This is a genomic window from Curtobacterium sp. AC268 (assembly GCF_979258745.1).
The window spans coordinates 1,256,227-1,282,579 of the sequence record NZ_OZ409878.1; the positions used below are offsets into that span (position 1 = coordinate 1,256,227).

Sequence of the window (26,353 nt, forward strand, 5' to 3'; positions counted from 1 at the left end):
CTGCCGAGCGGTCACGACTCCCCGCTCACCTCCGCCGAAGGCGCACGAACCGTCGCCCGACGCCCCCGCAACCGACAGATCCCGACCACTCGGCGCCACACCCGCGGCACGTCGAGCCACCTCGGCACGAGCCGCCGACGAACCGCCGACGTGCCCGGCACCGACTGCCGAGCGGTCACGACTCCCCGCTCACCGCCGCCGAGGTCGCACGAACCGTCGCCCGACGCCCCCGCAACCGACAGTTCCCGACCACTCGGCGCCACACCCGCGGCGAGTCGAGCGACCTCGGCACGAGCGGCGCGCAGCAGCACCGGGTCAGGCGGCGGGAGCCTCGACGGTGGTGACGGCGCCGGTCTCGCCGGGGTGCTCGTAGTGGGCACGCACCAGGATCGGGCGGTGGTCGGAGATGCCGGCCGGCAGGGTCTCGACGCCGGCGATGTGCAGGCCGACGCTCGTGGCGAAGTCGAAGTGGCCGGTGAACTTGCGGTAGCGCAGGTACGTCGGCTGGTCGGACAGCGACAGGGCGAAGCCGTGCTGCTCGATCTTGCGCCGCAGGTTCGTCTGGAACCACGGGTAGTTGAAGTCACCGACCATGACCGCGGGGACGTCCTTCGCCAGCTCGCGCAGGAACTGGTGCGCCGCCTCGATCTGCTTGCGGCGCAGGGAGTTCGTCGCGGTGAGCGGTGAGGCGTGGAACGAGGCGACGACGACCTCGGCGTCGGCCTCGGTGTCACGCAGGTGCATCGCGATGAGCCGCTCGTGCGCGGGTGCGAGGACCCGGTCGTGCAGCGACTTCTGCAGGGAGTGGATGCTGAAGTCCTGCACCTCGAAGCGGTCGTCACGCTTGTAGATCGCGAGCCCGAGTCGGTTGGTGCGGGTCGACGCGGCGAGCGAGAGGCCGCCGATCGACGGTGCGAGGTCGTTGCTGTCGCACTCCTGCACGCACAGGACGTCGGCTTCGGATGCCTCGGCCAGTGCGGCGAGCTCGCTGTTCGCGGTGTGCTCGCGGAGGTTGTAACTGACGACACGGAGCTGCGTGGGCTGCACGGTCTGCTCTGATGCGATCGTGCTCTGCTGCTCTGGCGCGGCCATGCTGCCTTCCTGTCCGGGTGTTCCGGTCACCCTGCCGCGGTCACCGTACTCGGGTACCGCGGACGGTTGCTGAGACTGTAACGCCTGCCGGGTTTCGTCCGTGTGACCGTGACGGAAACGGACAGCGGCGGGATCAGGCGCGGACACGGCGGACCGGGCGGACGGTGTCGCCCGCTGTGCGACTCATCAGGATGCCCTCGACGCTGGCGACGACGAGCAGGGCGGCGATGACCCAGAACGCGGCCGTGTACGGTCCGTCGCCGCCCAGGCCGGAGGCCGCGCGGATGACCACGGCGGCGACGGCGACACCGAAGCCCGCGGCGGTCTGCTGCAGCGTCGACGACAGCGTGTTCGCGGGGGTCATGTCCGCCTGCTCGACGTCGGCGAAGGCGATGGTGTTGTACGCCGTGAAGCCCACGGAGCGGGCTGCACCGCTGACGACGAGCAGCACGGCGAGCAGCCAGAACGGTGTGTCCTCGGTCATGAACGCCATCGCGACCACGGTCAGCGCGGCGACCGCCGACGACACGATGATCACCGGGCGGTAGCCGAACCAGCGGAGGAACGGGGTCGTCATCGGCTTGATGCCGAGGTTGCCGACGAACACCCAGAGCACGGCGGACCCGGCGAGCACGGCGCTCCAGCCCCAGGCGTCCTGGAACAGCAGCGGGAGCACGAACGGCACCGCGGACACCGCCAGGCGGAACAGGCTGCCACCGGCGTGCGACACCCGGAAGGTCTCGAGTCGGAACGCGTCGAGCCCCATGATCGGGTGCGGAGCCCGGCGGAAGTGCCGGATCGCCAGCCAGCAGCACACCGCACCGAGGGCCCCGGAGACGACGACCGCGGTGACCGGCACGACCTCCAGCGCGAGCAGCGAGGCCATCACCACGAGCGAGCCGAGCCCGACGCAGGCGAGCAGCGACCCGAACCAGTCGAACGGCACGCGCTGCGCCGCACGCTCCTGCGGCACGAGCACCAGGGCGGCGACGAAGGCGATGACGCCGAGCGGGATGTTGATGAGGAAGATCCAGTGCCACGTCAGCGTCTCGACGAGCACGCCGCCGATGAACGGCGCGATGATCGGTGCGGCGAGGGCCGGCCAGGTCAGGATGGCGATGGCGGTGACGAGTTGTTCGCGCCCGGCGCTCCGGAGCACGACGAGCCGGCCGACGGGCACCATGAGCGCCCCACCGAGGCCCTGCAGGATGCGCCACAGTGTCAGCTCGACCAGCCCGGTGGACAGCGCGCACAGGGCCGACGCGATCGTGAACAGCGCGATGGCACCGGCGAAGACCGTCCGGGAGCCGATCCGGTCGGTGAGCCAGCCGGACACCGGGATGAACACCGCGAGGGTCACGAGGTACGCGGTGATCGCGACGCCCACCGCGGCGGAGTCGACCCCGAGGTCACGCCCCATGGCCGGGGCGGCGGTCGCCAGGATCGTGCCGTCCAGGAGCTCCATGAAGAAGGTCCCGGCCACCAGCACGGCGACCGCCGTGCTGCCCGTCCGTCGTCTGGGTGTCGTCGCCGTCGTCGTCATCGCCCACCGAGACTATGCCCGCGGACGTCCGCACCGTCACGGACGGCCCCACCCACCGGGCGCGGCACCGGCCGGGGGACGGACGCGCAGCAGCCCGCACGACGCGGGACGGGCCTCCAGGCACGGTTCCGGGCGATCCTCATGCTCGGGCCGACTACCCTGGCCGGGTGCCGACCCGACCACCCGAACGCCGAGGACCTCGCGCGTGAGCCGCACCGACAGCGCCGGCGTGGTCGCCGCGGGCGTGGCCAGCGGCCGACGACGTGTCCTGGACACCGTGGCCTCCCTGCCGGCGTGGGCGGCGGTCCTGCTCGTCTGGACGGGCGGCCGGGTCCTGTCGACCCTGTGGCTCGCGCTCGCCTACCCGCTCATCGATCGTGCGCTCCCGGGCAACGCGATCTGGGGCAACGAGCACGGGTTCGGCGCCTTCCTGGTGGCGTGGGACGGGCAGTACTACGAGCAGATCTCGCTGCACGGGTACCCCGACGCGCTGCCGCTCGATGCCGCCGGCAACGTCGCGCAGAACGCCTGGGCCTTCCTGCCGGCGTTCCCCTTCACGATCCGGGCGCTGACCGCCTCGACCGGGGTGCCGTTCGAACTCGGCGCCCCGCTCGTCGCGATCGTCGCCGGACTGCTCGCCACCTACCTGCTGCACCGCCTGGTGCGGGACCGTGCCGGGCACGCCGCGGCGATGTGGGCGGTCTTCTTCTTCAGCTGCGGTCCGCTCTCGTTCCTGCTGCAGGTCGGGTACGCGGAGAGCATGTTCCTCGCGCTGTCGTTCGGAGCGCTGCTCGCCCTGGAGCGTCGGCGCTACGGGCTCCTGACGGCACTCGGCGTCGCCGCGGCGTTCACCCGCCCGGGCGCCCTGGCGATCCCGCTCGTGCTCGGTGTCGTCGCACTCGTGCGGTGGGTCCGTGCACGGCGCGAGACCGGCCGGGTGTTCGAGGGCTTCCCGCTCCGCGAGCAGGTCCGGGTCGTCGCCGCGGGGCTGACCATGGTCCTCGCCGGGCTCGCCTGGCCGGTGATCGCCTCGCACGTCACCGGGACGCCGAACGCCTACCTGGAGACCGAGATGTCCTGGTGGGTCAACTTCATCGGCCGGGTGGACTTCGTGCCGCTGACGCCGTGGTTCCTGATCGCGGGCCGCTGGCTCGGGGTGGGCGGGATCCTGATCGTGGTGTTCCTGCTCGTCACGTACCCGATCTGGCTGCTGCGCCGGTCGACGCTGCGGCTCGGGCCCACGACGGTGCTGTACTCGGCCGCGTACGCGCTGTACATCTTCGCGGTGTCGCTGCCGATGGCCTCGACCCCGCGGCTGCTCATGCCGCTCGCGCCGCTGTTCGGGTCACCCGAGCTGGTCGCGAAGCCCTGGATGCGGTGGACCTTCGTGACGGCCGCGTTGGCCGGGCAGCCGGTGCTGGTCGCGGTGCTGTGGCTGCTCGGCCCTCCGTGAGCGGCTGACGCGCGGCCCGAGCATGCACCGGGCACGACACCGCGCCCCGCGCCCCGACACGACACGACGCCGCCGTCCGGACAGGACGACGGCGTTGTGCGTCGCGCGTTGTGCGTCGCGTCTCAGAGCTCGATCGTGCCGTGGTCGCCGGTGTCCGGCTGACTCTGCTTGCCGAGCGCCGCCTTGAACATCTGCACCAGGCTGCCGACCGGACCGGTGTCCTGGGTCCAGTACTCGACCGAGACGCCCTCGACCGTCAGCAGCCGGATCGACGGGTCCTGGCGGCCCTCCGGGAACCAGGCCTCGGCGAACGGCGACCAAAGCTCGTCGACGACCGAGTCGTCCTGGGTCACGGTCGCGGTCCCGGCGATGGACAGGTACCCGCCCTGCGACTCGATCGAGACGTTGACGTGCGGGTTCCGCGCGATGTCCTCGACCTTCTCGCTGCCGTCCTGCACCAGGAACCGCAGGGTCCCGTGGAACGTCTTGTCCTGCACCGCGAGGGGCCTGGCGTGCAGGTTCCCGTCCTCGCTCACCGTGGTGAGCAGTGCCGTGTGGGCGCCGTGGACGATGTCCGAGATGGCGGCGCGCTGGTCCGTCTGTGTGTCGGTCATGGTGCTCCTTTGCGTCATGCGCCCCGCTCCGCTCGACGTGCGACCGTCGGTGCACGGGGCCGTACCGTTCCGACCAGTGTGCCCCTCCGGCGCTGGACGCGTCAGCCCCGCGCGTCGAGGTGGTCCGGTCGAGGTCGGCCTGGAGGCCCGGCGCACCTCCGCCTCGCCGCCCCCTTCCGGCGCCCGCGCCGTCCACGACGTCGGGATCGTGAGCACACGATGTCGCCTCCGCACCGGCGAACCGACCGTTCCTGCTCACGAAGTGGGGCAGGGGCCGGCCGGGCTCAGGCGGGTTCGCGGATGGTGGTCTCGACGTCGACGACCTGCGGGATCTTCGGCATCGAGGCGAAGCCGAACGCTACGGGCGGGTCGAGCGGCGCCAGGTCCCCGAGCGGCTCCCCCGCCCAGGTCCCCCGCACGCCGGTGACGTCGTGCGCCCCGGTCACGCCGTAGTACTCGCGCCGACCGTTGCCCGCCGATCCCGCCGTGCCGGACCCCGGCGCGAGCAGCCGTGCCACGGGGTCGATCGCCGCGAGCCAGCGCGGGTCGCGGGCGATCGGCTTCGGGACGATGCGCAGGATCCGGCCGAGCGGCGAGATGCCGCCGACGTCGATCGAGGCCTGCAGTGCCCCGGCGGACAGCTCGAGACCGCTGGCGGTGCGGCGGGCGCGGACGTCGACGACCGAGACGGTGTCGAAGCGGTAGGTGCCGGAGACGTACGCGGCGACGATCTCGTCGGGTGCGAGCAGCACGCTGGTGCCGTCGGGGAGTTCGAGGAACACGTCCGTGAACGGGCCGAACGGCGAGCGGTCCCACATGCCGACGACGATCCGGACGCCCGAGGTGGTGCCGACGCCCATGATCCGGCCGCGGAACCGGCGTTCGACGACGGAGTCGGAGGCGCGATCAGCAGCGGGACCGGAGGCGTGGTCGGAGCGTGACGACATGCCCTGGACCGTACCCGCGGCCCCCGTGAGCCGATCTCGGCGGCCGACCCGGGCCTCCCGGCCGTTGCCCGCGCGCCCTCTGCCCGCCGGAACCTGCACGCAAGACACCGGTGTCCACGCTCCGAACACCCGCGAAGGGTGGTGCAGACTGCGAACACCGGTGTTTTGCGGACCGGACCGGACCTCGTCCGTCAGGCGACGGGGACGGGCTGCGCCAGCAGCTCGCGCACGCGGGGTGCGACCTCGGTGCCGTAGAGCTCGATCGAGCGCATCATGTCGGCGTGCGGCAGACGACCCGTGGCGTACCGCATGTCGAAGCGCGAGGCGCCGAGGATCCGCATGTTGCGCGCGACCTTCCGGGCGACGGTCTCCGGCGAGCCGACGTAGAGCGAACCGCCGGCCGACAGGCTCGCGCGGTACCCGGCGACGTCGAGGGGCGGCCAGCCGCGCTCCCGGCCGAGCTGGTCGGTGACGGCCTTGTGGTAGGGCCAGTAGCGCTCGGCGGCCTCTTCGTCGGTGGCGGCGACGAAGCCGGGCGAGTGCATCGCGATGGGCTGCTGCGGCAGGTCGAGCTGCGCGAGGGCCTGGCGGTACAGGCGCGAGAACGGGGCGAACTGGGCCGGCTGCCCGCCGATGATGGCGAGGAACAGCGGCAGGCCGTACGACGCGGCACGGATGACCGACTGCGGGGAGCCGCCGACGCCGATCCACGTCGGGATGGCACCGTGCTCGAGCTTCGGGAAGACGTCCTGGTCGACCAGGCCCGCACGCTTCGTACCGGACCAGGTGACGGCGTCGCCGCCGCGCAGGGCCGCCCAGAGCTGGAGCTTCTCCTCGAACAGGACCTCGTAGTCGCTCAGCTCGTAGCCGAACAGCGGGAACGACTCGGTGAAGGAGCCACGACCCAGGATGACCTCGGCGCGGCCGTTCGACAGCGCGTCGACGGTGGCGAAGCGCTCGTACACGCGGACGGGGTCGTCGGAGGACAGCACCGTGACCGCTGATCCCATCCGGATGCGCTCGGTGCTGGCGGCGATCGCGGCGAGGACGACCTCGGGGGCGCTCACGACGAAGTCGGCTCGGTGGTGCTCCCCGACGCCGATGAAGTCGACGCCGACCTGGTCGGCGAGGACGGCCTGGTCGACGACGTCGCGGATGCTCTGCGCGTCGGACTGCAGGCTGCCGTCGGCGCGCTCGGTGACGTCGCCGAAGGTGTCGAGGCCGAGCTGCAGCGGTCCGATCCGGTCGGGTGCGGGCGGCGGGACGTCCGAGGGACGGTCGGTGCCGAATGCGTTGCTCATGGTGTCCTCCTGGTCGCACTTCCATGCGTTTGCATCAACATAGCACGGCGGCGGCGTGCGCGCACGGGGTCAGCGGCCGGACCGGGACTGGGCCCGGGCCGCGCGCGGCCGGGCTCGGCCAGCCCGGACGAGTACGGTCACCCGCATGCCGAACCTCCCCGACCAGACCGGACGCCGCATCGTCGTCACCGGGTCCAACAGCGGCACCGGACAGGAGGCCGCCCTGCGCCTCGCCGGAGCCGGCGCCAGCGTCGTGCTCGCCGTCCGCAGCACCGAGAAGGGCGAGACCGCCGCCGCCGGCATCCGCGCCGCCCACCCCGCAGCCGACGTGGAGGTCCGCGAACTCGACCTCGCCGACCTGGCGAGCGTCCGCCGCTTCGCCAGCGGCATCGTCGACGAGGAACGTCCGATCGACGTCCTGGTCAACAACGCCGGCGTGATGGCGCCGCCGGAGCGCTTCGAGACCGTCGACGGCTTCGAGCTGCAGTTCGGCACGAACTTCCTCGGCCCGTTCGCCCTGACGAACCTCCTGCTGCCCTCGCTGCTGCGTGCGCGGACACCCCTCGCCGACGGTTCCCTGGCCCAGGCGCCCCGGGTCGTCACGATGTCGAGCCTCGCCGCGATCCCCGGTCGGATCCGTTTCGCCGACCTGCAGTGGGAGCGCGGCTACAACGGCTGGCGCGCCTACGCGCAGTCGAAGCTCGCCGACCTGCTGCTCGCGCTGCACCTGCACCGCTTGACGGTCGAGGCCGACGTGCCCCTGGTCAGCACCGCCGCCCACCCCGGCTACACCCGGACGAACCTGCAGGCCGCGGGGCGCTCGCTCGGTCGGTCGAAGCCGGTGCGGTCGAGCAACCGCGCCCTGCCGTTCACCCAGGCCGTCGAGCAGGGCACCGAGCCGCTGCTGTACGCGGCGGTCGGGCCGAACGCCGTGGGCGGCGCGTACTACGGCCCCTCGGGTCCGTTCGGCATGACCGGCCCGACCACCACCGTGTCGATCCCCGGATCCGCGCGGAGCGCCGACCTCGCCCGCTCACTCTGGGCCGTCGCCGAGGACCTCACCGGGACGCGTCCGCCGCTCTAGCCGCGACCGCGGGGCCGCGCTGGCCGCGCTGGCCGCGCTGGCCGCGCTGGCCGCGCTGGCCGCGTCCCTCGCACGGTGCGCGGGACGCGGACGGGAGGCCCGGGGCGGGTCCGGCACGCCGCCAGCGTCAGGCGCGGTGCAGCTCCACCGACCCGTCCAGCCGACCGGGTTCGGCCAGGCGGGCGTGCTGCAGGACGGTGCGGCCCGGCGCGATCGCCGCGGCGACGATCGACAGGGTCGTCATGTGCCCCTCGGCCTCGTGCACGTCGCGGAGGATCGCGTCGGGGTGGTCACTCGGCAGCGCTGCGGACTCCGCCAGCACGCCGAACCAGCCGCCCCAGCCGTCCCCGGCGTCGCCTCCGGAGTCCACGGTGCGGAGTTCGTCGAACGGGCCGAGCACCGGCGGGCCGACAGGGGCGTCGACGGCACGGAAGGCCTCGAGCCACCGACCGATGCGCGGCGCCGCGGGGTCGTCGGCCGCACCGTGCGTGACCATGTGGACGCCGGGGCCGAGGTCGGTGGTGCGGACTTGTTCGCCGTCCCAGGTCAGCACCGAGGCGCCCTCGGCCGTGGCGCGCACCAGGTTGAAGGCCCGCGTGGTCGGCAGTGTGCCGTCGTGACCGGGCAGCAGGTCGTCGGCGACGGCGTCCACCGGCACCACGCCGCGGGTCGTCCAGGTGCCGTCGACGCTCGTCACGGGTTCGGCGCGGTTGAGCACCACGGCCAGGCCGGCTCGGTCGGACGCGGCGAGCCACGCACCACCGGCGGAGCGGTCACGGACACCCCTGAGGTCCGGGTCGCGGTCCGGCCACCAGGCAGCGGGCGGGTCCCACGGACGCTCGGGCGACTCGTCCCGCAGGGCGAGCACGGTGACGGGCCACGCGGACCCGGGGTCGACGCGGACGACGACGGTGCACATGCCGTCGATCCTCGCACGTGGCCCCGGTAGCGTGAGCCAGGTGAACGCAGCAGCAGAGCGCGCCCTGACCGTCATCGTGGGGATCACCGGGGGCATCGCCGCCTACAAGGCCGTCGGGGTCGTCCGCGACCTGGTCAAGCGCGGCCACGACGTGCACGTCGTCCCGACCGAGGGCGCCCTGCGCTTCGTCGGACTGCCGACGCTCGAGGCCCTCAGCCGCAACCCCGTCACCACGAGCGTGTGGGACGACGTCGCCGAGGTGCGCCATGTCGCGCTCGGTCGCCGGGCGGACCTGGTCGTCATCGCCCCCGCCACCGCGGACTCGCTGGCCCGGATGGCGCACGGCCTGGCGAGCGACCTGCTCGGCACGACGCTGCTCGCGACCGAGGCACCCGTGGTGGTCGCCCCCGCGATGCACCCGCAGATGTGGGAGCACCCCGCGACCCGTGCGAACGTCGCCACGCTGCGTGACCGCGGCGTCCACCTGGTCGGACCGGTCGTCGGCGCACTCACCGGCGACGACGCGGGCATCGGTCGGATGGCGGAGCCCGAGGACATCGTCGCCGCCGCGCTCGCCGTGCTCGACCAGCACCCCGCACCGGCCGGCCGACGGGGCACGGACGGCACGGGGGCGGGCACCGGAGCCCGGGGCGAACAGGGCGACCTGGCCGGCGTCCGCGTCGTCGTCAGCGCGGGCGGTACCCGCGAGCCCTTCGACCCGGTGCGGTTCGTCGGCAACCGCTCGAGCGGCCGCCAGGGCATCGCGATCGCCGCCGACGCCGTCCGTCGTGGGGCATCCGTGACCCTCGTCGCCGCGAACGTCGAGGGCTCGCTGACCGCCGGCCTGGACGCGACCGTGGTGCCCGTCGGGTCCGCGCTCGAGCTCGCCGAGGCCGTGCACACCGCCGCCGCCGAAGCCGACGTCGTCGTGATGACCGCCGCCGTCGCCGACTACCGTCCAGCCGAGGTGCTCAGCGAGAAGCTCAAGAAGGACGCCCAGGGCGAGCGGATGACGCTCGAGCTGGTGCGGAACCCGGACGTGCTCGCCGACCTCGTGGCGGCACGGCGGACGGGGCAGATCATCGTCGGGTTCGCCGCCGAGACCGAACCCGACCGCGACGCGCGGATCGAGCTCGGGCGCGCCAAGATCAGCCGGAAGCCCGCGGACCTGCTCGTCGTGAACCACGTCGGCTGGTCGGCCGGCTTCGAGCGCGAGGAGAACGCGATCGAGGTCCTGGTGCCCGGTGGCGAGGTGGTCCGCGAGACCTCCGGCACGAAGGCCGAGGTGGCGACGGCGGTCCTCGACCTCGTCGCGACCGCACTGACGTGAAGCAGCGGCACTGACCTGGTTCCGAGGACCGGCGAGCACGATGGGGCGCATGCGACGACGTGAGCGGATCCGACGTGCCAACCGCACGGCCACCATCCTGGCGGTGGCCCTCGGTGCAGCGGGCACCATGCACTTCCTGCGCCCGACCCACTTCGACCGGATCGTGCCGGACGCGCTGCCCCCGCGGCTGACCACGCTGGCCTCCGGCGTGGCCGAGCTCGGCATCGCCGCCGGGCTCGCGTTCCCCGCGACCCGCCGCGCCTCGGGGTGGGCCGCCGCGGCGCTGTTCGCGGCGGTGTTCCCGGCCAACGTGAAGATGGCGAACGACCTGCTCGACCACCCCCGCTCGAGCCGGGCGATGCGTCTGGTCTCGGTGCTGCGGCTCCCGCTGCAGGCGCCGTTGGTGCTGTGGGGCGTGCGCGTCGGTCGGCACGCACCGAAGCCGTGACCCAGCCGTCGTGGACGCGCGCGGCGGTGCCGTTGCTGCACCGCCCGGTCACCCAGCACGCGTGGGAGGACATCGTGTTCGCGCACTGGCGGCACGACCCGGCGTCGCTGCAGCGGCTCGTCCCCCGCGGGACCCGTCCGGACGTGGTCGACGGCAGCGCCTGGGTGGGGCTGTCGGCGTACGTGTTCCGGGAGACCCGGGTGCCGCCGTTCCCCTCTGCCGGGCGGCTCGGCACCATGACCGAGGTCACGATCGAGGTGCTCACGGTGGACGACCAGGGGCGGCGCGGGGTGACCTACCGCACGGTCGACACCGCGAACGTGCCCGCCATCGTGGCCGCGCACGCACTGCTCGGCGTGCCGTACACGTTCGCGCACGCACGTTCCCGTCGCCGCGGTGACGCGGTGGCGCACCGATCCGTCCGGCACCCGACCCGCGCGCTGCACCCGGTGCGGTGGGCGCGGTCGCTCCGGCAGGAACGCCCGACCGGTGCGGCACGGCCGAAGCACGCGGCCTCGGTGCGGGTGACCGCCGGCGAGGTCGTCGACACCCCGCTGGCCGCCGAGCTCACCACCCGCGCCGGCATCCACGCGCGGTACCTGGCGCAGACCCTGTTCTGGCAGCGGCAGCACCCGGTGCTCACCACCCGTTCGGCCACGCTCGACCGACTCGAGGGTGACCTGCCCGACGCCGTCGGCATGCCGGGGTTGTTCGACCGTGCTCCGGACTCCCTGCTCGTGGTCGACGGCACGACCGTCCGGTACGGCTGGGGCGGGGTCGTCCGGTGACGGGCGCACGCCCCGACGCACAGACCGACGACCCGTTCGACCTCGACCGCTTCGTCCGGGCCCAGCAGGGTGTCCACGACGTCGCGCTCGACGAGCTCCGTCGGGGCCGGAAGTCGTCGCACTGGATGTGGTTCGTGTTCCCGCAGCTGGCCGGCCTGGGACGGAGCGCCACGGCCGCGCGCTACGCGATCACCGGGACGGACGAAGCCCGCGCCTACCTGGCACACCCGGTGCTCGGGCCCCGTCTGCTCGCGGCGACCGACGTCGCACGCCACGCCCCCGCCCACTCCGCCGACTCCCTGCTCGGGGGCATCGACGCGGTGAAGCTCCGGTCGTCGATGACGCTCTTCGCCCGGACCGCGGCCGACCCGCAGCCGTTCGTCGCCGTGCTCGAGCGCTGGTACGACGGCGCCGAGGACCCGGCCACGCTGCGCTTGCTCGGAGAGCGCTCGGAACACGGGTGACGCACACGCCGTACGCGAGGCGGGTCACCGGCATCTGAACGTCCACACTGACACGCCCTGAGCCGATCGGAACGCCGTTGTCATATCAGGTACGGTGATGCGAGCACGTGCGATGCCGACCGTGCCCGTTCGCCCGGCGCCCCGACGCCACCGCCCCCGAAGGAGAACGCATGCCGGTCCCCCGCAGCGCCCCGACCGAGCACCAGCTGCTCCGTGACACCGTCCGCCACAAGATCCACGACGCGATCATGGACGGCACCCTCCTGCCCGGCGAACGCCTGAACGACGACGAGCTCATCTCCTGGCTCGGTGTCTCCCGCACGCCGATCCGCGAGGCCCTCAGCCAGCTGTCCCGCGCCGGCCTGATCGAGATGGCCCCGAACCGGTACACCCGCGTCACCACGCCCGACCCGACCGAGGTCGTCCAGGCGATGCAGACCCTCGGCGTGCTGTTCGGCGGCGTCGTCCGACTCGCGGTCCCGCGCCTGGGGTCGGCGGCCCGGAAGAAGATCCTCGCGCAGCTCGACAAGACGATCACCGAGCTCGAGGCCCACGAGGTCGCCGCCGTCAACCACGACGCCCTCGACGTCTTTTCCCTGTACGTCGCCGAGTGCGGCAACGAGAACCTGCAGCGCGTCTGCCGCGACACGATGGACGGCCTGGCGTTCCGGCTGCGCCTGCCGAACCTCGACGTGCTGGTCGACTGGGACCGGATGACCGAGGACTTCCGGCGCCTGCGGGCAGCGACCGAGTCCGGCGACAACGTCGCGGCCGAGCTCGCGACCGAGGCGATCCACCAGCTGCCGGGCGAGAAGCACTGAGTCCACCTGTACCCGCGTACAGGAACCGCCCGTCTCGCCGACGCGAGGCGGGCGATCGACGCTCCACGGGCCTCCCGGTCGGCTGCCCGGGCACGCGCGAGACGCTCCCAGTCCCGGGGCCGCGCGGACCGATAGCATCGCTGGCGACCACCTGAACCAGGCACCCGGAGCAGCACATGAACCCCCGCCCGACGGACCGTACCGAGGTCGCCGCACGCCTGGCCGCCGCGGTCGGTCGGATCAACCGCCGGGCCCGTACCGACTCGGCCTCGCTCGGGTACGGCATCGTGTCGGCGCTCGCGTCGATCCAACGGCACGGACCCCTGCGCCCCGGCGACCTGTCGCGGATCGAGGTGGTCACGAAGCCCACGATGACCCGCATCCTGACCGAGCTCGAGCAGCGCGGCTTCATCCAGCGCGAGGCCGACCCGCGCGACGGCCGGGCGTTCATGGTGACGGCCACACCGGAGGGCATCGAGGCGGTCGAGCAGGCCCGCGCGAACCGCACCGGGATCGTCGCCGGGCTCATCGCCGAGCTCGACGAGTCGGACGTCCAGGCGATCGCCGGCGCCCTGGCCGCGCTCGAGCGTGTCGCCCAGGGCGAGCACGCCCAGGAACCTCACACCTTTTAAGCCCCACACGACCGTTACCGAACCGTTACCAAGCGGTGGACGGACCGTTCTGCCAGCGTTCCTGGACGTGCTGCCCAGTCTGACCGGTCATGGTGTCGGCTCCGCCTGACCGCGGCCACCCCACGGCTGCGTCCGGCGGACGGACGGGCCCCACACCACCGTCCGGTCCTCACCGGCTCGAGGACTCCTCGTCGTCGCCGACGGTGTCACCGACACCGCCAGCCTCCGGCGTGCCCGTACGACCTCGGTCGCGCGAGCGGGAGTCCCTCCCCCACCGAGCCGACGACCTGCGGAACCGATGCGACACACCCCTGAGCTCCCCACCACGACGGCCTCGACCCGACGTGAAGCCCTGAACACCCCCACCCGCCGGATGCGCCGGGCCCTGCGGCACCGCGCGACGCTGATCGCCGGCGGCGCGGCGGTCCTCGCCGTCGCCGGTGGCGCCCTGACCGTCGGCACGCAGCCCGCCATCGGCGAGGCCCTCGGCATGCCGACCGGCACCGCGAGCGCCTCGGCGACCGCGGAGCCTGCCCTGCGCGGCACCGCGCTCGACCGCGCCCAGGCCGCCGCCACGATCACCACGGCGAAGACCGTCATGCAGACCGCGAACGACAAGGTCGACACCTCGGCGCTCGAACAGCGTGTCGACGCCCTGAGCGACTACCCGGACCTGTCCGGCGCTGCGCTGACGAACCGGATCTCGATGACGGTCGCGTCAGCCACCGACGTCGCGCAGGCGAGCGCCACGCAGGACAAGCGGGACGTCGACGCGAAGGCCGCGGCCGCAGCGAAGGCCGCAGCCGATCGGAAGGCTGCCGCCGAGGCAGCGGAGGCCGCCCGGAAGCTCGCCGCCGGCAACACCGTCGCCGGCGCCAAGGCCACGGCGACCTCGCTCGCGTCGTCGAAGTACGGCTGGGGCGCCGACCAGTTCCAGTGCCTGGACAACCTGTGGACCAAGGAGTCCGGCTGGAACTACCAGGCCGTCAACGCGAACGGCGGCGCGACCGGCATCCCGCAGGCGCTCCCCGGCTCGAAGATGGCCACGATCGCCGCGGACTGGCGCACCAACGCCACCACCCAGATCACCTGGGGCCTGCAGTACATCAGCGCCGCGTACGGCACCCCGTGCGCGGCGTGGGGGCACTCGCAGGCGAACAACTTCTACTGATCGGCGCGGGTCGCGAAGGCGACCGGCAGACGGACGGGAGGCCCGTGGCGGATCCGCCACGGGCCTCCCGTTGCGTTTTCTGGTCGCGGTCAGCCCACCCGCGCGACGCGCACGTCGACGCGACTGAGCGCCAGGCCGTGCGCCGCCGCGGTCGCCAGGGCGACGTCGTGGACGGCGCGTGCGACCTCGGGGGCCGGGCGGAAGCCGTCGGTGCCGATGACGACACGCAGGGCGCCGTCGTCGACGACGATCCGGAGCGGTCCGGTGCTCGTGGCGATGCTGCGGACCGCCTGCACGGCGCTCGCGACCGTCGGGCGGGAGCGGTACAGGTCGGTGACGCCGGGGACCTCGAGGACGGCGGCCTCGATCGCGGCGAGGGTCTCGTCGGTGGTGCTCATCGGGCCTCCTCGGGGTCGGTGCCGGGCTCGGGGTCCGGCAGCAGGTCGCGGACGACGACGTCGACCGCCTCGACGAGCAGGTCCGTCTGCTCGGCCAGGGCGCCGGCCACGGCGGTGCGGACCAGCTCGGCGGTCGCGGGGATCGAGGGACCGGACGCGATCGCGATCTCGACGACCACCCGGATCGGGGACGCGAGTTCGGTGACGTCGCCGTCGAGGTGGCAGCGGGCCACCAGGACGCCGGGGACCTCGTCACCGGTGCGGCGGATCAGGGACCGGATGGCCCCCTCGGTCATCACGGGGCGCTCGGTCTCGGACAGGGGGCGGAGCGGGACGTCGCGACCGGAGCGGGACTCGATCGAGATGTTCGCCAGGACGCCGCTGATCCAGGACTCGTCGGCCGGGGCCTCGTCGCGGGCGGCCGCCTCGAGCGAGCGGAGCGACGCGTGGCGGACGCGGATGATCGCGGCCAGGGCGTTCTGGCAGGCGGGCGAGTCGTCGATGCTCGGGTCCGCCGGCTGCATCCCGGCGTCGAGGTAGTCGGTGAGCTCGTCGATCGAGTGGCCGTCGAGGTCACCGGGTTCGAGGGCGTCGAGTGCTTCCGGGCTGTCGGGCAGGTCCGGCCGGATGCCGTCGTGGTCGGTCATCGCCATCCCTCCATGAGTCGGATCATGTTCTTCCTCGCTCGGGACAGCAGTCCCCGGACCGTCGATGGTGGCAGGTCGAGTTCGGCGGCGATCTCCTCGTACCGGTACTCGAGCACCTCCTTCATGATCCAGCACCGTCGTTGGGCTTCGGGCAGTTCGGCCAGCGCGCGTTCCACCGCGTCCTCGCGGGAGCGCGCTTCGGCGACCCGGTCGGGTGCGTCGTCGGCCGGCGCGGCGACCTCGAGCTCGGTGACGTCGTCGTGGACGCGCCGCGCGCGGATCCGGTCGAGGCACTTCCGGCTGAGAATGCGCATCAACCACGACTTCACGCGCGCGAGGTCCTCGAGGGAGTCGAGGCGGTCCCACGCGGTGATGAAGGTCTCCTGCACGACGTCGTCGAGTTCGTCGGTGGAACCGAGGGTCCGACGGGCGTAGGCGCGGAGCAGTGGGGTGTGGCGACGGATCAGGACCTCGAAGGCCCGGACGTCGCCGTCGGACGACCGGCCGGCGAGGACCGCGTCGTCGAGCTCGGCGAGGGACTGGTGGTGCACGCGTTCCTTCTACTGGTGGTGGATGGTGAACGGCTGGGTGCGCCGGTGTGCCGGCACGACCCTGAAGGGTCCGGCCGGCCGGGCGGCGAGCGCGCGGACACGCGCCAGGGCGAGCACGTGTGCGGGGGCGTTCCTGGGGACTGCAGCGGTGCGGGTCACGTCGGCTCCTCGTGGTGTGGTCACCGATGGGACGTGCGTCGCACCCGTTTCGTCACACACGACGTCAGGGGCGCACCCGGACGGTTCCGGTGTGCGCCTCTGACGTCGTGCTTGTCGGCTCGTCCTACTGCTGGATGAAGGCGAGCAGGTCGGGGTTGATGACGTCCGCGTGGGTCGTCAGCATCCCGTGCGGGTACCCCTCGTAGATCTTGAGCGTGGCGTTGCTGAGCAGCTCGGCCTGCTTGAGCGAAGCCGCCTTGTACGGCACGACCTGGTCGTCATCGCCCTGCGTGACGAGGACCGGGACGGAGATCGCCTTGAGGTCCTCGGTCTGGTCCGTCTCGGAGAACGCCTTGATGCCCTCGTAGTGGGCCAGGGCGCTGCCCGTCATCCCCTGCCGCCACCAGTTCGCGACGACCGGGGCCGAGACCTCGACGCCGGGGCGGTTGAACCCGTAGAACGGCCCCTCGGCGACGGCCTGGAAGAACTCGGCGCGGTTCGCGGCGAGTGCGCTCCGGAACCCGTCGAACACCGAGATGGGAGTGCCTTCCGGGTTCGAGTCGCTCTGCAGCATGATCGGGGGCACCGACGACACCAGGACGGCCTTGGCGACCCGTCCCTGCGGCTCGCCGTACTGCGCGACGTACCGTGCGACCTGTCCACCACCGGTGGAGTGCCCGATGTGGACCGCGTTCTGCAGGTCGAGGTGCTGCACGAGCGCATCCGTGTCGCTCGCGTAGTGGTCCATGTCGTGACCGGTGCCGATCTGCGACGAACGCCCGTGCCCACGGCGGTCGTGCGCGATCACCCGGTACCCCTTGCCCAGGAAGAACAGCATCTGGGCGTCCCAGTCGTCGGACGACAGGGGCCATCCGTGGTGGAAGACGATCGGCTGCGCGTCGCGCGGCCCCCAGTCCTTGTAGAAGATCTCTGCCCCATCGCTCGTGGTGACGAACGCCATCTCGTGCCTCCCTGGTTGTCTGTTCCACTCGTGACGCGGGCTGGCCGCTGCCTCCACGTCGGCGGGAGGCCGGAACTCGTTCACCGTAGTTCCGAGGGAGACTCATCCGCCAGCACCAATGTGTCGCTCTCGCTCGGGCGCGGCTTGGTGCACGGGCATGCGTGCGCCAGAGTTGGCTCCATGTCGCTCGTCACCGCCGTCTGCCGCGTCGACCGCCTGCTGCCGGACTCCGGCATCATCGGCGTCACCGCCATCGACAAGCGCCCGGTCACCGGGAGCGTCCGGGTCCGGCCGCTCGGCCTGCGCGCCGACGTGCAGGCGAACCGCAAGTACCACGGCGGTGTGGACCAGGCCGTGTACGCCTACGCCGACGAGGACGCCGCGTACTTCGCCGACCTGCTCGAGCGCGAGGTCCCGCCCGGCCTGTTCGGCGAGAACCTCCGCACCAGCGGCATCGACGTGACCGGGGCCGTGACCGGGGAACGCTGGCGGATCGGCGACACCCTCGTGCTCGAGGTGACGGTCCCCCGCACGCCCTGCGGCACCTTCGCCCGGCGCATGGGCATCGACGGGTGGGTGAAGCGGTTCGCCGACGAAGGGCGACCGGGGGCGTACTTCCGCGTGGTCAAGTCCGGTTCGGTCGCCGCGGGTGACCCGATCGAAGTGACGTACCGGCCGGAACACGGTGTGACCATCGGCGAGATCTTCGGCGACCTGGCGCCCGATCGTGCGCGGGCCGTGCTCGAGTCGGGCGAGCGCCTGGCACCGAAGGTCGTCCAGGACCTGTCGAAGGTCGCCGCGCGAGTCTGATCCCGACGAGCCCGTCGAGCCCGTCGAGCCGGACTCAGCCCGGCAGCGCGCCGCGCGAGGGGTCGATCGGACGCTTCGCCACGGGCAGCCCGGCGACCACCAGGTCGTACGCGTTCGCCACGAGGTCTTCGACCAGGGTCTCGTCGATGCCGTCGCCCGGTGTCAGCGTGATCCAGTGCCGCTTGTTCATGTGCCACCCCGGCGTGATCTCGTCGTGGTCGCGCACCAGCGCCGCCCCGTGCGGTGGCGCGCACTTGAGGTTCACGATCGGGGTCCCACGCACCTCGGTCACCATCACGAACATCTTGCCGACGACCTTGTAGACCACCGAGCCCTCGCCGAACGGCTGCGTCTCGAGTGCCGCCGGCAGCCCCAGGGCCGTGCGGCTCGCGATCTCGTGCAGCTGCTCGCCGTCCATGTGACCAGGATGCCGCAGGCCGCCGACAGCGCACCCCGTTCGGGGGCGGGTCATGAGCGTCGATCACGTCGTAGGATCACCACGCCGCGTACCCGACGCGGCGGTCGCTCGCGCGATCACCACCAGTTCCAGGGGGAACCCGTGCGCATCATCCGTACCCTCGGCATCGCCGCCGCCACCGCCGTCCTCGCGACCACCGTCGTCGTCGGCGGGACCTCGACCGCGCAGGCGGCACCGAAGTCGTACGCCAACTGCACCGCGGTGCACAAGGTGTACTCCGGCGGCATCGCCAAGAAGTCCGTCACGAAGAACAAGGTCGTCTCCGGCGGCAAGACCACGACCCGTGCGCTCAAGGGCACGGTGAAGAAGGACGACGCCCTGTACAAGGCGAACGCCAAGCTCGACCGCGACAAGGACGGCATCGCCTGCGAGAAGAGCTGACGCTCGCTCGCGCTCTGTGACCCGGCACGACACCGGTGTTCGCGTGCAGAACACCCGCACACCGCGGTGCGATGCGCGAACACCGGTGTCTTGCGTGCCCGGGCCCGCGCCCGGCCCGCGCCCGGCGTGCGCCCGCGGCTGGCGTGCGCCCGGCGTGCTCAGAGCGTCGGGACGCCCTCGTGCCCGGACCGGGGGCGCGGAGTCCCGGCGACCCCGGTGACGACCGACCCCGCCGGGACGTCCTTCGTCACCACGGTGTTGGCGCCGACGACGGAGTCCGGACCGATCGTGATCGCCCCGATCAGCGACGACCCGGCGCCGAGCACCACGCGGTCCCCCACCACCGGGTGCCGTCGGGCCCCCGGGCCGTGGTCGCCCCCGCGTCCGCCCAGGGTGACACCGTGGAACACGAGCACGTCGTCGCCGATGACCGCGGTCTCGCCGATGACGACACCCATGCCGTGGTCGATGAAGAACCGGCGGCCGATGCGCGCGCCGGGGTGGATCTCGATGCCGGTGACCGACCGTGCGACCTGCCCGAGCAGCCGGGCCGCGAACCGGGACCCGGGCAGCCCCTGTGCGTTCCAGAGACGGTGGGTCACCCGGTACGTCCAGATGGCGTGCAAGCCGGAGTAGACGATCGCGTTCTCCAGGTCGCCCCGGGCTGCGGGGTCACCGCGGCGTGCTGCGGCCAGGTCCTCCCGGATGGTCCGCAGCACGCCTCGTCGAAGAGGACGACTCACGCAGTGAGCCCCTCGAAGAGCACCGTCGACAGGTAGCGCTCTCCGGTGTCGCACACGATGGCGACGATCCGCTTGCCGGCGTTCTCGGGGCGTGCGGCGATCTCGAGCGCCGCGTGGATGATCGCGCCGGACGAGATGCCCGACAGGATGCCCTCCTGCGTCGCCAGGGCACGGGCGACCCGGAGCGCGTCGTCGAGCTCGACGTCGAACACCTCGTCGATGACGCTCTGGTCGAGGACCTCGGGCACGAAGTTCGCGCCGATGCCCTGGATCTTGTGCGGACCGGCCTTGCCCTCGGTGAGCAGGGGCGAGTCCTTCGGCTCGACGGCGACGATCTGCACGCCGGGCACGCGCTCCTTGAGCACCTGCCCGACACCGGTGATCGTGCCGCCGGTGCCGACACCCGCGACGAACACGTCGACGTGCTCCTCGGTGTCGCGGAGGATCTCCTCCGCCGTGGTCTTCCGGTGGATCTCGGCGTTCGCAGCCGTCTCGAACTGGTGGGCGAGGATCGCGCCGGGGGTCTCCGCGACGATCGACTCGGCCTTGGCGACCGCACCCTTCATGCCCTCGGGCCCGGGGGTCAGGACGATCTCGGCGCCGTACGCACGGATCACCGCTCGGCGCTCGACGCTCATGGTCTCGGGCATCGTGATGACGACCCGGTACCCGCGAGCGGCACCGACGAGCGCGAGGGCGATGCCGGTGTTGCCGGACGAGCCCTCGACGATGGTGCCGCCGGCCTGCAGCGCACCCGAGGCCTCGGCCGCGTCGATGATCGCGACGCCGAGGCGGTCCTTGACGCTGGCGCCCGGGTTGTAGAACTCGAGCTTCGCGAGCACCTCGGCCCCGCCCGCCTTCGGCAGCCGGTTCAGCTTGACGAGGGGGGTGTTGCCGAACGCCTGGGAGATGTTCTCGTAGATGGTGCCGCTCATCCGGTCCGTCCTTCGCAGCTCGGGTCGCGCATCGCTCTTCCTGGAGGCGCGGTGTGCGCCCGATCCTAGCGACCGGACCCCAGGCGGTCCTGTCCGTGACGGCGCGTGCGCGCCCAGCAATCGGTCCACACGCTGTGGACCAATTGCCGCTTCCTCGGGCCATGCCTCCGCGCCCCACCGCGTCAGCGCACGAACGCCGTCCGGGCGAACCGCTCGTCGGTCGCCTCCAGCACCCGCAGCACGTTGCCGCCAGCCAGCGCACGCAGGTCCGACTCGCCCCAGCCGCGCCGGACGAGTTCCGCCGCGAGCACCGGGTACCGCGACACGTCCCGCAGGTCCGGCGGCAGCACCGGGGTGCCGTCGTAGTCACCGCCGAGGCCCAGGTGCGCCACACCGGCGACGTCGCGGGCGTGCTCGACGTGGTCGGCGACGTCCGACACCGTGACCAGGGGTGGCTCGCCGGACATACCCGACTCCTCCCAGTCCGCCCATGCTCGCGACACGAACTTCGGCACGAAGGTGATCATCACGACGCCGCCGTTGTCGGCCAGCCGTGCGAGCACGTCGTCGGGCACGTTCCGCGGGTGGTCGTCGATCGCGACGGTCGACGAGTGGCTGAACACGACGGGTCGGGTCGCCACGTCGAGGGTGTCCCGCATGGTGGCCGGGGCGGTGTGGGACAGGTCGACGAGCATGCCGATCCGCTCCATCTCGGCGACGATCTGCCGCCCGCGGTCGGTCAGGCCGCCGTGCGCCCGCTCACCGGTCGCGGAGTCGGCCCAGGGGGTGTCGTCGTTGTGGGTGAGCGTCATGTAGCGGACGCCGAGCCGCGCGAGGGTCCGGAGGACCGCGAGGTCGTCGCCGATCGAGTGCCCGCCCTCGGCGCCGAGCAGCGACGCGATCCGGCCGGAGTCGACGGCGGCACGGACCTCGGCGGCGGTGCGGGCGAGCGCGAGGTCGTCGGGGTAGCGCTCGATGATCCGGTGTGCGAGGTCGACCTGCTGCAGTGTCGTCGTCACGGGGTCCGGGTCGTCCGCGGGCACGAACACCGACCAGAACTGTCCGACGACGCCGCCGGCGCGGAGCTTCGGGATGTCGGTGTGCAGCGAGTCGGTCTCGGTGTCGATGCCCTCGACGCCGGAGTCGTGGCTGTCACGGCGCTCCCACGGCAGGTCGTTGTGGCCGTCGATGACCGGGAACGGGAGCGCGTCGAACGTCATCCCCCGACGCTACCGCCCGAGCCATCGTGGCTAGGCTCGAACCGTGCAGCCCGTCACACTCCGCACCGATCGACTGGTGCTCTCGGCCCCCGAGCTCGGCGACGCCGACGACGTGGTGGCCTACGCCAACGACCCGGACGTGATCGCGTACACCCCGGTGCCGGTGCCGTACGGGCATGCTGAGGCACGGTACTGGATCACGGACGTCGTCGCGGCCGGCTGGGCGGCGGACAGCCGGTACGAGTTCGGGATCCGGCGCGCGGACGACCTCCGGCTGCTCGGCACGGTCGGCCTGTTCGCCTTCGCCGACGGGGCCGCCGAGATCGGGTACGCCATGCACCCGGACGGTCGCGGCTCCGGCATCATGACCGAGGCCGCCGAGCGCGTGCTGCACTGGGCCTTCGCCGGAGAGCCCGAGGGACTCGGTCTCCTCCGGGTCCAGTGGCGCGCGATCGCCACGAACACCGCGTCGGCCGCGGTCGCCCAACGGCTCGGTCTGCGGTTCGAAGGACGTACCCGGTCGAGTGTGCTGCACCGCGGCAGCCGGCACGACCAGTTGCTCGCCGCCGCGCTGCACGACGACGATCGGTCCGCCCCGACGGTCTGGCCGGCGTCGTGACCGTCTCGTTCCGGGTCGTGACGGACCTGCCGGTTCCGCCGGAGCGCGCCTTCGCGCTGTCGCTCGACATCGGCGCGCACGAGCGCTCGATGGCCGCGACCGACGAACGCGCCGTCGCCGGCACGACGGCCGGCACGATCGGCCTGGGCGAGACCGTCACCTGGCGCGCGCGGCACTTCGGGATCGTCTGGCGGATGACGAGCGGGATCACCGCCCTGGAGGCCCCTCACCGGTTCGTCGACGAACAGGTGCGTGGGCCGTTCGCCCGGTTCCACCACGAGCACCGCTTCGAGCCGTCGGCCGGCGGCACGCGCATGGTCGACACCATCACGTTCCGCGCGCCGCTCGGCCCGCTGGGCCGCCTGGCCGAGGTGCTCGCGCTGGCCCGGTACATGCCGCGGCTCATCGCCGACCGTAATGCCTCGCTCGCCGCCGAACTGCGTGCCGAGCAGCGCGCCGGATCCGACGGCGATCAGGGCGCAGCGAGCTCCCCCAGCGCGTCGTAGGCGGCGGCGACGGCGTCGACCCGCACCCGGCCACCCGGGCCCGAGGCGTCGTAGACGTCGTTCGTGATCGCGGCGACGACGGCGAACAGCGCGGCCATCGAGTCGAACGCCGACGGCGAGTCGACCGGGCAGAGGATCGCGGTGGCCGCAGGGGCGGCGATGACCGCGGCCGTCGGGTCGCCGAGGACGATGACGTCGGCCCCGGAGTCGACGCAGTGCCGGACGATCCGCTCCACCCCGGCGGTGTGCCGACGGACGGTCACCAGGACCACGAGGTCGTGCCGGTCGAGGTCGGCGACCTCTTCCCCGAGCCGCTGCCCGGGCGACGGACCGACCCGGACGTCGGACCGCACCTGCGCCAGCTGGGACCGCAGTTGCAGCGCGATCGGGTAGGCGCCGCGCTCACCGAGGACGAGCACACGGCGGGCACGGACGATCCGACGGGCCAGCCGCGGGCGGTCCGCTCGACCCAGGGATGCGAAGGCCGCGTCGATGTTGCGCGCCTCGACCGCGCGCTGGTCGACGTGGGCAGCGTCCTCGGCGACCCACGGCAGGCCCGAGCCCCGTGCGGACATCAGGTTCTGCCGGACCTCGGCGGCGTCCTGGAACCCCAGCGACCGCACGAGTCGCGAGACGGTGGCCTTCGAGGTGCCCGACTCGGCCGCGAGTTCGGCGGAGGTGCCGACGAGCAGGAGTTCCGGGTCGTGGCGGACCATGGCGGCGACGCGTCGTTCAGCGGGCGAGAGCTGTTCCCAGACGGAGTCGATCCGGGCGCGGACGTCGGGGCCGGCGGTGCTCATGCGCGGGCCACCCGGTCGACGGCGACGGCCAGGGCGTCGAGGCCGAGGGCGATGTCCGGCGTCGACACGAACTCGTCCGGGTGGTGGCTGATGCCGTCGGGGTTGCGGAGGAACAGCATCGCCACGTCGGTCACGAGCCCGAGCGACATCGCGTCGTGGCCGGCTCGTGAGAACAGCTCCATGGGCGCGGTCTCGCCCGTCGACGCGATCCCGGCGCGGACGGCGTCCATCAGCCGGGGCGCGCAGAACACCGCGGGCGCACGGTGCACCTCGGTCGGGGTGACGCTCACCCCGCGCCGTTCACCGATGAGCGTGAAGGCCTTGGTGAGTTCGTCCCAGACCTCGTCGCGCTCGTCGTCGAACTCGCCGCGCAGGTCGACGGAGAACCGTGCGAGCCCGGGGACGACGTTGACGGCTCCGGGTTCGACGGTCATCGTGCCGACGGTGCCGACCTGGTGCGAGGCCCGGCAGATGCGTTCCACCGCGAGCGCAGCCTCGGCGGCGGCGAGCAGGGCGTCGTGCCGGCGCTCGTAGGGGGTGCCCCCGGCGTGCCGGGCCTCTCCCACGGCCTCGACCGAGAACCGGCGGGCACTCGCGATGCTCGTGACGACCCCGAGGGCCTGCCCGGCCTGTTCGAGGTGCGGCCCCTGCTCGATGTGCGCTTCGAGGTAGCCGACCACCGAGGCCGGGTCGACCGCGGCGTCACCGACGCGGTCCGGATCGAGGCCGAAGTCGGTGAAGGCCTGCCGGAGCGTGACGCCGTCGCCGTCGGCCAGGTCCCACCAGGCGTCGTCCCAGACGCCGGCCACGGCGGACGAACCGAGCAGGGCCTTGCCGAAGCGCGTGCCCTCTTCGTCGGAGAACGCGATGACCTCGAGCGCGACGGGCAGCGGACCGTCGGCGGTGAGCCGGGCGGCGGTGCGGATGGCCATGAGCACCCCGACGACGCCGTCGTACCGGCCGGCGTCCACCACGGTGTCCAGGTGCGAGCCGAGCAGCAGCACGGGCGCGTCGGGCGTCGCGCCCGCGGCCCGGCCGTGCAGGTTGCCGGCGGCGTCCTGCCAGGTGGAGAGTCCGGCGTCCTGCATCCAACCCGCGACGAGGGCGTTCGCCCGGGCGTGCTCGGGTGACAGGTAGACACGGGTGATGCGGCCGGGTTCTGCGCTGAGGGCGGCGAGCTCGTCGCACCAGCGGGCGACGAGTTCGGCGTCCGCGGTGCCCACGGCGGTGGCGTTCAGGACGGGCACGGCGCTCACGCGAGCACCTCGGCCCGGGCGGGAGCGACCGCGGCGGTGTCGTCGCGGTAGACGTCGAGTGCGGCATCGACACCGCCGCCGTGCGGGACCGCGTGCCCGGCCCGACGCAGGGTGTGCTCGAGCGCGGCCAGGGTCGTGACGACGGTGTCCTTCCGGGCGTTGTAGCCCATCGTGCCGATGCGCCAGACCCGTCCGTGCAGCGGCCCGAACGAGGTGCCGATCTCGATCCCGTGGTCGTCGAGCATCGCGCCGCGGACCTGGTCGCCGACGACGTCGGACGGGATCTCGACGGCGACGACGTTGTGCATCTTGTGGGCGACGTCACCGAAGACCCGGAGTCCGAGGGCCTGCACCCCGGCGAGCATCGCCCGACCGGCGGTCTCGTGGCGGGCGACGACGGCGTCGCGGCCTTCCTCGAGCAGGATGCGGGCGCACTCGTGGGCCGCGTAGAGCATCGAAGCGGCCTCGGTGTGGTGGTTCAGGCGGCGGGGGCCCCAGTAGTCGAGGATCATCGCGAGGTCGAGGTAGTTCGACCGGATCGGTTCGTCGGCGACGTCGTCACCGGGTTCGCGGATGCCGGCCTCGACACTCCGCCGCTCGTCGAGCACGGCCACGGCCCCCGGCGACAGCGTGACGGGTGCGCTGCCGGACGGGCCGCCGAGGCACTTCTGCAGCCCGGCGCTGACGGCGTCGATCCCCCAGGCGTCGACCTCGAGCGGGTTGCCGCCGACCGTCGCCGTGGCGTCGGTGTAGAGCAGGACGCCGTACCGCTCGCAGATCGCCCCGAGCTCGTCGAGCGGCTGGTTCATCGTGGTCGAGGTGTCACCCTGCACGACCGCCAGCACTTTCGGACGGACGCGGGCGATCGCCGACTCGATGGCGGACGGTGTGAAGACCTGGCCCCAGTCGGTCTCGATCGTGTGGACCTCGGCACCCGCACGGCCGGCGATCTCGGCGAGCAGGTGCCCGAACCGACCGAACACCGGCACGAGCACGCGGTCACCCGGGGCGAGCAGTGACACCAGCACCGCTTCGATCCCCGCGCGCGAGGTGCCGTCCACGAGCAGCGTCGCGTCGTTGCGGGTGCCGAACACGCGGCGGTAGAGCGCCTGCGTCTCGTTCATCGTGGCGGTCATCCACGAGTCGTACTGGCCGACGAGCGGCGTCGACAGCGCACGGAGCACGCGCGGGTCGGCGTCGATCGGACCGGGCCCCATGAGGAGACGGGCGGGTGGGTTCACTGGGAGCATGCTGGTTCCTTCCGTTCCTGATCCGACGATAC

31 protein-coding genes are annotated in these 26,353 nt (G+C 72.7%); 13 read left to right on the forward strand and 18 right to left on the reverse strand.

The window, feature by feature from the left end; translation table 11 throughout:
- Positions 1-315 precede the first annotated feature (315 nt).
- Together ACZZ9K_RS05885 and ACZZ9K_RS05890 are read right to left on the reverse strand one after the other, a co-directional pair.
- Positions 316-1,092 (reverse strand): endonuclease/exonuclease/phosphatase family protein, encoded by a 777-nt coding sequence (locus ACZZ9K_RS05885; RefSeq protein WP_051596881.1) that lies wholly within the window; start codon positions 1,090-1,092, stop codon positions 316-318.
- A gap of 133 nt (positions 1,093-1,225) precedes the next feature.
- Positions 1,226-2,635, reverse strand: coding sequence for an MFS transporter (locus ACZZ9K_RS05890; protein WP_463443544.1), 1,410 nt, complete (start codon positions 2,633-2,635; stop codon positions 1,226-1,228).
- Between the two features lie 205 nt (positions 2,636-2,840).
- Here ACZZ9K_RS05890 and ACZZ9K_RS05895 point away from each other — a divergent pair, with 205 nt between their 5' ends.
- The gene (locus ACZZ9K_RS05895; RefSeq protein WP_176709140.1) at positions 2,841-4,088 is read left to right on the forward strand and encodes a hypothetical protein; all 1,248 of its coding nucleotides are present in this window, start codon (positions 2,841-2,843) and stop codon (positions 4,086-4,088) included.
- Positions 4,089-4,210: 122 nt separating this feature from the next.
- On the opposite strand, the gene ACZZ9K_RS05900 is transcribed toward ACZZ9K_RS05895, so the two are convergent.
- From ACZZ9K_RS05900 to ACZZ9K_RS05910, 3 genes are all read right to left on the reverse strand, one after another.
- The gene (locus tag ACZZ9K_RS05900) at positions 4,211-4,702 is read right to left on the reverse strand and encodes a pyridoxamine 5'-phosphate oxidase family protein (RefSeq protein ID WP_071247568.1); all 492 of its coding nucleotides are present in this window, start codon (positions 4,700-4,702) and stop codon (positions 4,211-4,213) included.
- A 284-nt stretch (positions 4,703-4,986) separates the two neighbouring features.
- The gene (locus ACZZ9K_RS05905; RefSeq protein ID WP_463443545.1) at positions 4,987-5,649 is read right to left on the reverse strand and encodes a hypothetical protein; all 663 of its coding nucleotides are present in this window, start codon (positions 5,647-5,649) and stop codon (positions 4,987-4,989) included.
- Positions 5,650-5,840: 191 nt separating this feature from the next.
- The gene (locus ACZZ9K_RS05910) at positions 5,841-6,950 is read right to left on the reverse strand and encodes an LLM class flavin-dependent oxidoreductase (RefSeq protein ID WP_111233255.1); all 1,110 of its coding nucleotides are present in this window, start codon (positions 6,948-6,950) and stop codon (positions 5,841-5,843) included.
- 145 nt (positions 6,951-7,095) lie between these two features.
- Between ACZZ9K_RS05910 and ACZZ9K_RS05915 the strand changes: the two genes are divergently transcribed.
- Entirely contained in the window at positions 7,096-8,034 is a 939-nt protein-coding gene (locus ACZZ9K_RS05915; protein ID WP_463443546.1) for an SDR family oxidoreductase, read from the forward strand.
- A 127-nt stretch (positions 8,035-8,161) separates the two neighbouring features.
- On the opposite strand, the gene ACZZ9K_RS05920 is transcribed toward ACZZ9K_RS05915, so the two are convergent.
- Positions 8,162-8,953, reverse strand: coding sequence for an NRDE family protein (locus ACZZ9K_RS05920; RefSeq protein ID WP_463443547.1), 792 nt, complete (start codon positions 8,951-8,953; stop codon positions 8,162-8,164).
- 64 nt (positions 8,954-9,017) lie between these two features.
- Between ACZZ9K_RS05920 and ACZZ9K_RS05925 the strand changes: the two genes are divergently transcribed.
- The 7 genes from ACZZ9K_RS05925 to ACZZ9K_RS05955 all read left to right on the forward strand — a co-directional run bounded on the left by ACZZ9K_RS05925 (position 9,018) and on the right by ACZZ9K_RS05955 (position 14,607).
- Positions 9,018-10,283: a bifunctional phosphopantothenoylcysteine decarboxylase/phosphopantothenate synthase gene (locus ACZZ9K_RS05925; RefSeq protein ID WP_463444740.1), complete on the forward strand. Its 1,266-nt coding sequence runs from the start codon at positions 9,018-9,020 to the stop codon at positions 10,281-10,283.
- A 49-nt stretch (positions 10,284-10,332) separates the two neighbouring features.
- Positions 10,333-10,731 carry a DoxX family protein gene (locus ACZZ9K_RS05930; RefSeq protein WP_176709143.1) on the forward strand — a complete coding sequence of 133 codons (399 nt, stop codon included), beginning with the start codon at positions 10,333-10,335 and terminating at the stop codon, positions 10,729-10,731.
- A complete protein-coding gene (locus tag ACZZ9K_RS05935; RefSeq protein ID WP_051596878.1) occupies positions 10,728-11,519 on the forward strand; it encodes a YqjF family protein in 792 nt (263 codons plus the stop codon). Before ACZZ9K_RS05930 ends, ACZZ9K_RS05935 begins: the two co-directional genes overlap by 4 nt.
- Entirely contained in the window at positions 11,516-11,983 is a 468-nt protein-coding gene (locus tag ACZZ9K_RS05940; RefSeq protein ID WP_463443548.1) for a DUF1810 domain-containing protein, read from the forward strand. Before ACZZ9K_RS05935 ends, ACZZ9K_RS05940 begins: the two co-directional genes overlap by 4 nt.
- A 170-nt stretch (positions 11,984-12,153) precedes the next feature.
- Complete coding sequence (locus tag ACZZ9K_RS05945; RefSeq protein WP_463443549.1) at positions 12,154-12,804, forward strand: GntR family transcriptional regulator; 651 nt, start codon at positions 12,154-12,156, stop codon at positions 12,802-12,804.
- 176 nt (positions 12,805-12,980) lie between these two features.
- Positions 12,981-13,436, forward strand: a complete 456-nt coding sequence (locus tag ACZZ9K_RS05950; protein ID WP_138803909.1) for a MarR family winged helix-turn-helix transcriptional regulator — start codon at positions 12,981-12,983, stop codon at positions 13,434-13,436.
- Positions 13,437-13,734: 298 nt separating this feature from the next.
- Complete coding sequence (locus tag ACZZ9K_RS05955; RefSeq protein ID WP_463443550.1) at positions 13,735-14,607, forward strand: aggregation-promoting factor C-terminal-like domain-containing protein; 873 nt, start codon at positions 13,735-13,737, stop codon at positions 14,605-14,607.
- Between the two features lie 89 nt (positions 14,608-14,696).
- Here the strand turns inward: ACZZ9K_RS05955 and ACZZ9K_RS05960 are convergent, their stop codons facing one another.
- The 5 genes from ACZZ9K_RS05960 to ACZZ9K_RS05980 form a co-directional block, all read right to left on the reverse strand.
- Positions 14,697-15,005, reverse strand: coding sequence for a hypothetical protein (locus ACZZ9K_RS05960; RefSeq protein WP_463443551.1), 309 nt, complete (start codon positions 15,003-15,005; stop codon positions 14,697-14,699).
- Complete coding sequence (locus ACZZ9K_RS05965; RefSeq protein ID WP_301601011.1) at positions 15,002-15,652, reverse strand: Asp23/Gls24 family envelope stress response protein; 651 nt, start codon at positions 15,650-15,652, stop codon at positions 15,002-15,004. Before ACZZ9K_RS05965 ends, ACZZ9K_RS05960 begins: the two co-directional genes overlap by 4 nt.
- On the reverse strand, positions 15,649-16,203 hold the full coding sequence (locus ACZZ9K_RS05970; protein ID WP_214545261.1) for an RNA polymerase sigma factor: 555 nt from the start codon (positions 16,201-16,203) through the stop codon (positions 15,649-15,651). Before ACZZ9K_RS05970 ends, ACZZ9K_RS05965 begins: the two co-directional genes overlap by 4 nt.
- A gap of 9 nt (positions 16,204-16,212) precedes the next feature.
- A complete protein-coding gene (locus ACZZ9K_RS05975; protein ID WP_155896873.1) occupies positions 16,213-16,362 on the reverse strand; it encodes a hypothetical protein in 150 nt (49 codons plus the stop codon).
- 124 nt (positions 16,363-16,486) lie between these two features.
- Positions 16,487-17,323 carry an alpha/beta fold hydrolase gene (locus ACZZ9K_RS05980; RefSeq protein ID WP_463443552.1) on the reverse strand — a complete coding sequence of 279 codons (837 nt, stop codon included), beginning with the start codon at positions 17,321-17,323 and terminating at the stop codon, positions 16,487-16,489.
- Positions 17,324-17,503: 180 nt separating this feature from the next.
- Between ACZZ9K_RS05980 and ACZZ9K_RS05985 the strand changes: the two genes are divergently transcribed.
- Positions 17,504-18,133, forward strand: a complete 630-nt coding sequence (locus ACZZ9K_RS05985) for an MOSC domain-containing protein (RefSeq protein ID WP_138803914.1) — start codon at positions 17,504-17,506, stop codon at positions 18,131-18,133.
- A 34-nt stretch (positions 18,134-18,167) separates the two neighbouring features.
- Here ACZZ9K_RS05985 and ACZZ9K_RS05990 read toward each other — a convergent pair whose 3' ends face one another.
- The gene (locus ACZZ9K_RS05990; RefSeq protein WP_138803915.1) at positions 18,168-18,551 is read right to left on the reverse strand and encodes an MmcQ/YjbR family DNA-binding protein; all 384 of its coding nucleotides are present in this window, start codon (positions 18,549-18,551) and stop codon (positions 18,168-18,170) included.
- Between the two features lie 141 nt (positions 18,552-18,692).
- Between ACZZ9K_RS05990 and ACZZ9K_RS05995 the strand changes: the two genes are divergently transcribed.
- Entirely contained in the window at positions 18,693-18,992 is a 300-nt protein-coding gene (locus tag ACZZ9K_RS05995; protein WP_214561282.1) for an excalibur calcium-binding domain-containing protein, read from the forward strand.
- 158 nt (positions 18,993-19,150) lie between these two features.
- Here ACZZ9K_RS05995 and epsC read toward each other — a convergent pair whose 3' ends face one another.
- The 3 genes from epsC to ACZZ9K_RS06010 all read right to left on the reverse strand — a co-directional run bounded on the left by epsC (position 19,151) and on the right by ACZZ9K_RS06010 (position 21,890).
- Positions 19,151-19,711 carry a serine O-acetyltransferase EpsC gene (gene epsC / locus ACZZ9K_RS06000; RefSeq protein ID WP_138803917.1) on the reverse strand — a complete coding sequence of 187 codons (561 nt, stop codon included), beginning with the start codon at positions 19,709-19,711 and terminating at the stop codon, positions 19,151-19,153.
- A 20-nt stretch (positions 19,712-19,731) separates the two neighbouring features.
- The gene (gene cysK / locus ACZZ9K_RS06005) at positions 19,732-20,670 is read right to left on the reverse strand and encodes a cysteine synthase A (protein ID WP_027466262.1); all 939 of its coding nucleotides are present in this window, start codon (positions 20,668-20,670) and stop codon (positions 19,732-19,734) included.
- 182 nt (positions 20,671-20,852) lie between these two features.
- Positions 20,853-21,890, reverse strand: coding sequence for a dipeptidase (locus ACZZ9K_RS06010; RefSeq protein WP_027466261.1), 1,038 nt, complete (start codon positions 21,888-21,890; stop codon positions 20,853-20,855).
- A gap of 43 nt (positions 21,891-21,933) precedes the next feature.
- Here ACZZ9K_RS06010 and ACZZ9K_RS06015 point away from each other — a divergent pair, with 43 nt between their 5' ends.
- Together ACZZ9K_RS06015 and ACZZ9K_RS06020 are read left to right on the forward strand one after the other, a co-directional pair.
- Positions 21,934-22,509, forward strand: coding sequence for a GNAT family N-acetyltransferase (locus ACZZ9K_RS06015; RefSeq protein ID WP_463443553.1), 576 nt, complete (start codon positions 21,934-21,936; stop codon positions 22,507-22,509).
- Positions 22,506-23,015, forward strand: coding sequence for an SRPBCC family protein (locus ACZZ9K_RS06020; RefSeq protein ID WP_463443554.1), 510 nt, complete (start codon positions 22,506-22,508; stop codon positions 23,013-23,015). Before ACZZ9K_RS06015 ends, ACZZ9K_RS06020 begins: the two co-directional genes overlap by 4 nt.
- On the opposite strand, the gene ACZZ9K_RS06025 is transcribed toward ACZZ9K_RS06020, so the two are convergent.
- From ACZZ9K_RS06025 to ACZZ9K_RS06035, 3 genes are read right to left on the reverse strand one after another with little or no spacing between them, the layout of a single operon-like run.
- Entirely contained in the window at positions 22,982-23,815 is an 834-nt protein-coding gene (locus tag ACZZ9K_RS06025; RefSeq protein WP_138803920.1) for a MurR/RpiR family transcriptional regulator, read from the reverse strand. The genes ACZZ9K_RS06020 and ACZZ9K_RS06025 overlap by 34 nt on opposite strands.
- Entirely contained in the window at positions 23,812-25,071 is a 1,260-nt protein-coding gene (locus ACZZ9K_RS06030; RefSeq protein WP_138803921.1) for an allantoate amidohydrolase, read from the reverse strand. Before ACZZ9K_RS06030 ends, ACZZ9K_RS06025 begins: the two co-directional genes overlap by 4 nt.
- Positions 25,068-26,321: a pyridoxal-phosphate-dependent aminotransferase family protein gene (locus ACZZ9K_RS06035; protein WP_463443555.1), complete on the reverse strand. Its 1,254-nt coding sequence runs from the start codon at positions 26,319-26,321 to the stop codon at positions 25,068-25,070. The genes ACZZ9K_RS06030 and ACZZ9K_RS06035 overlap by 4 nt, the downstream gene beginning before the upstream one ends.
- Positions 26,322-26,353: the final 32 nt, after the last annotated feature.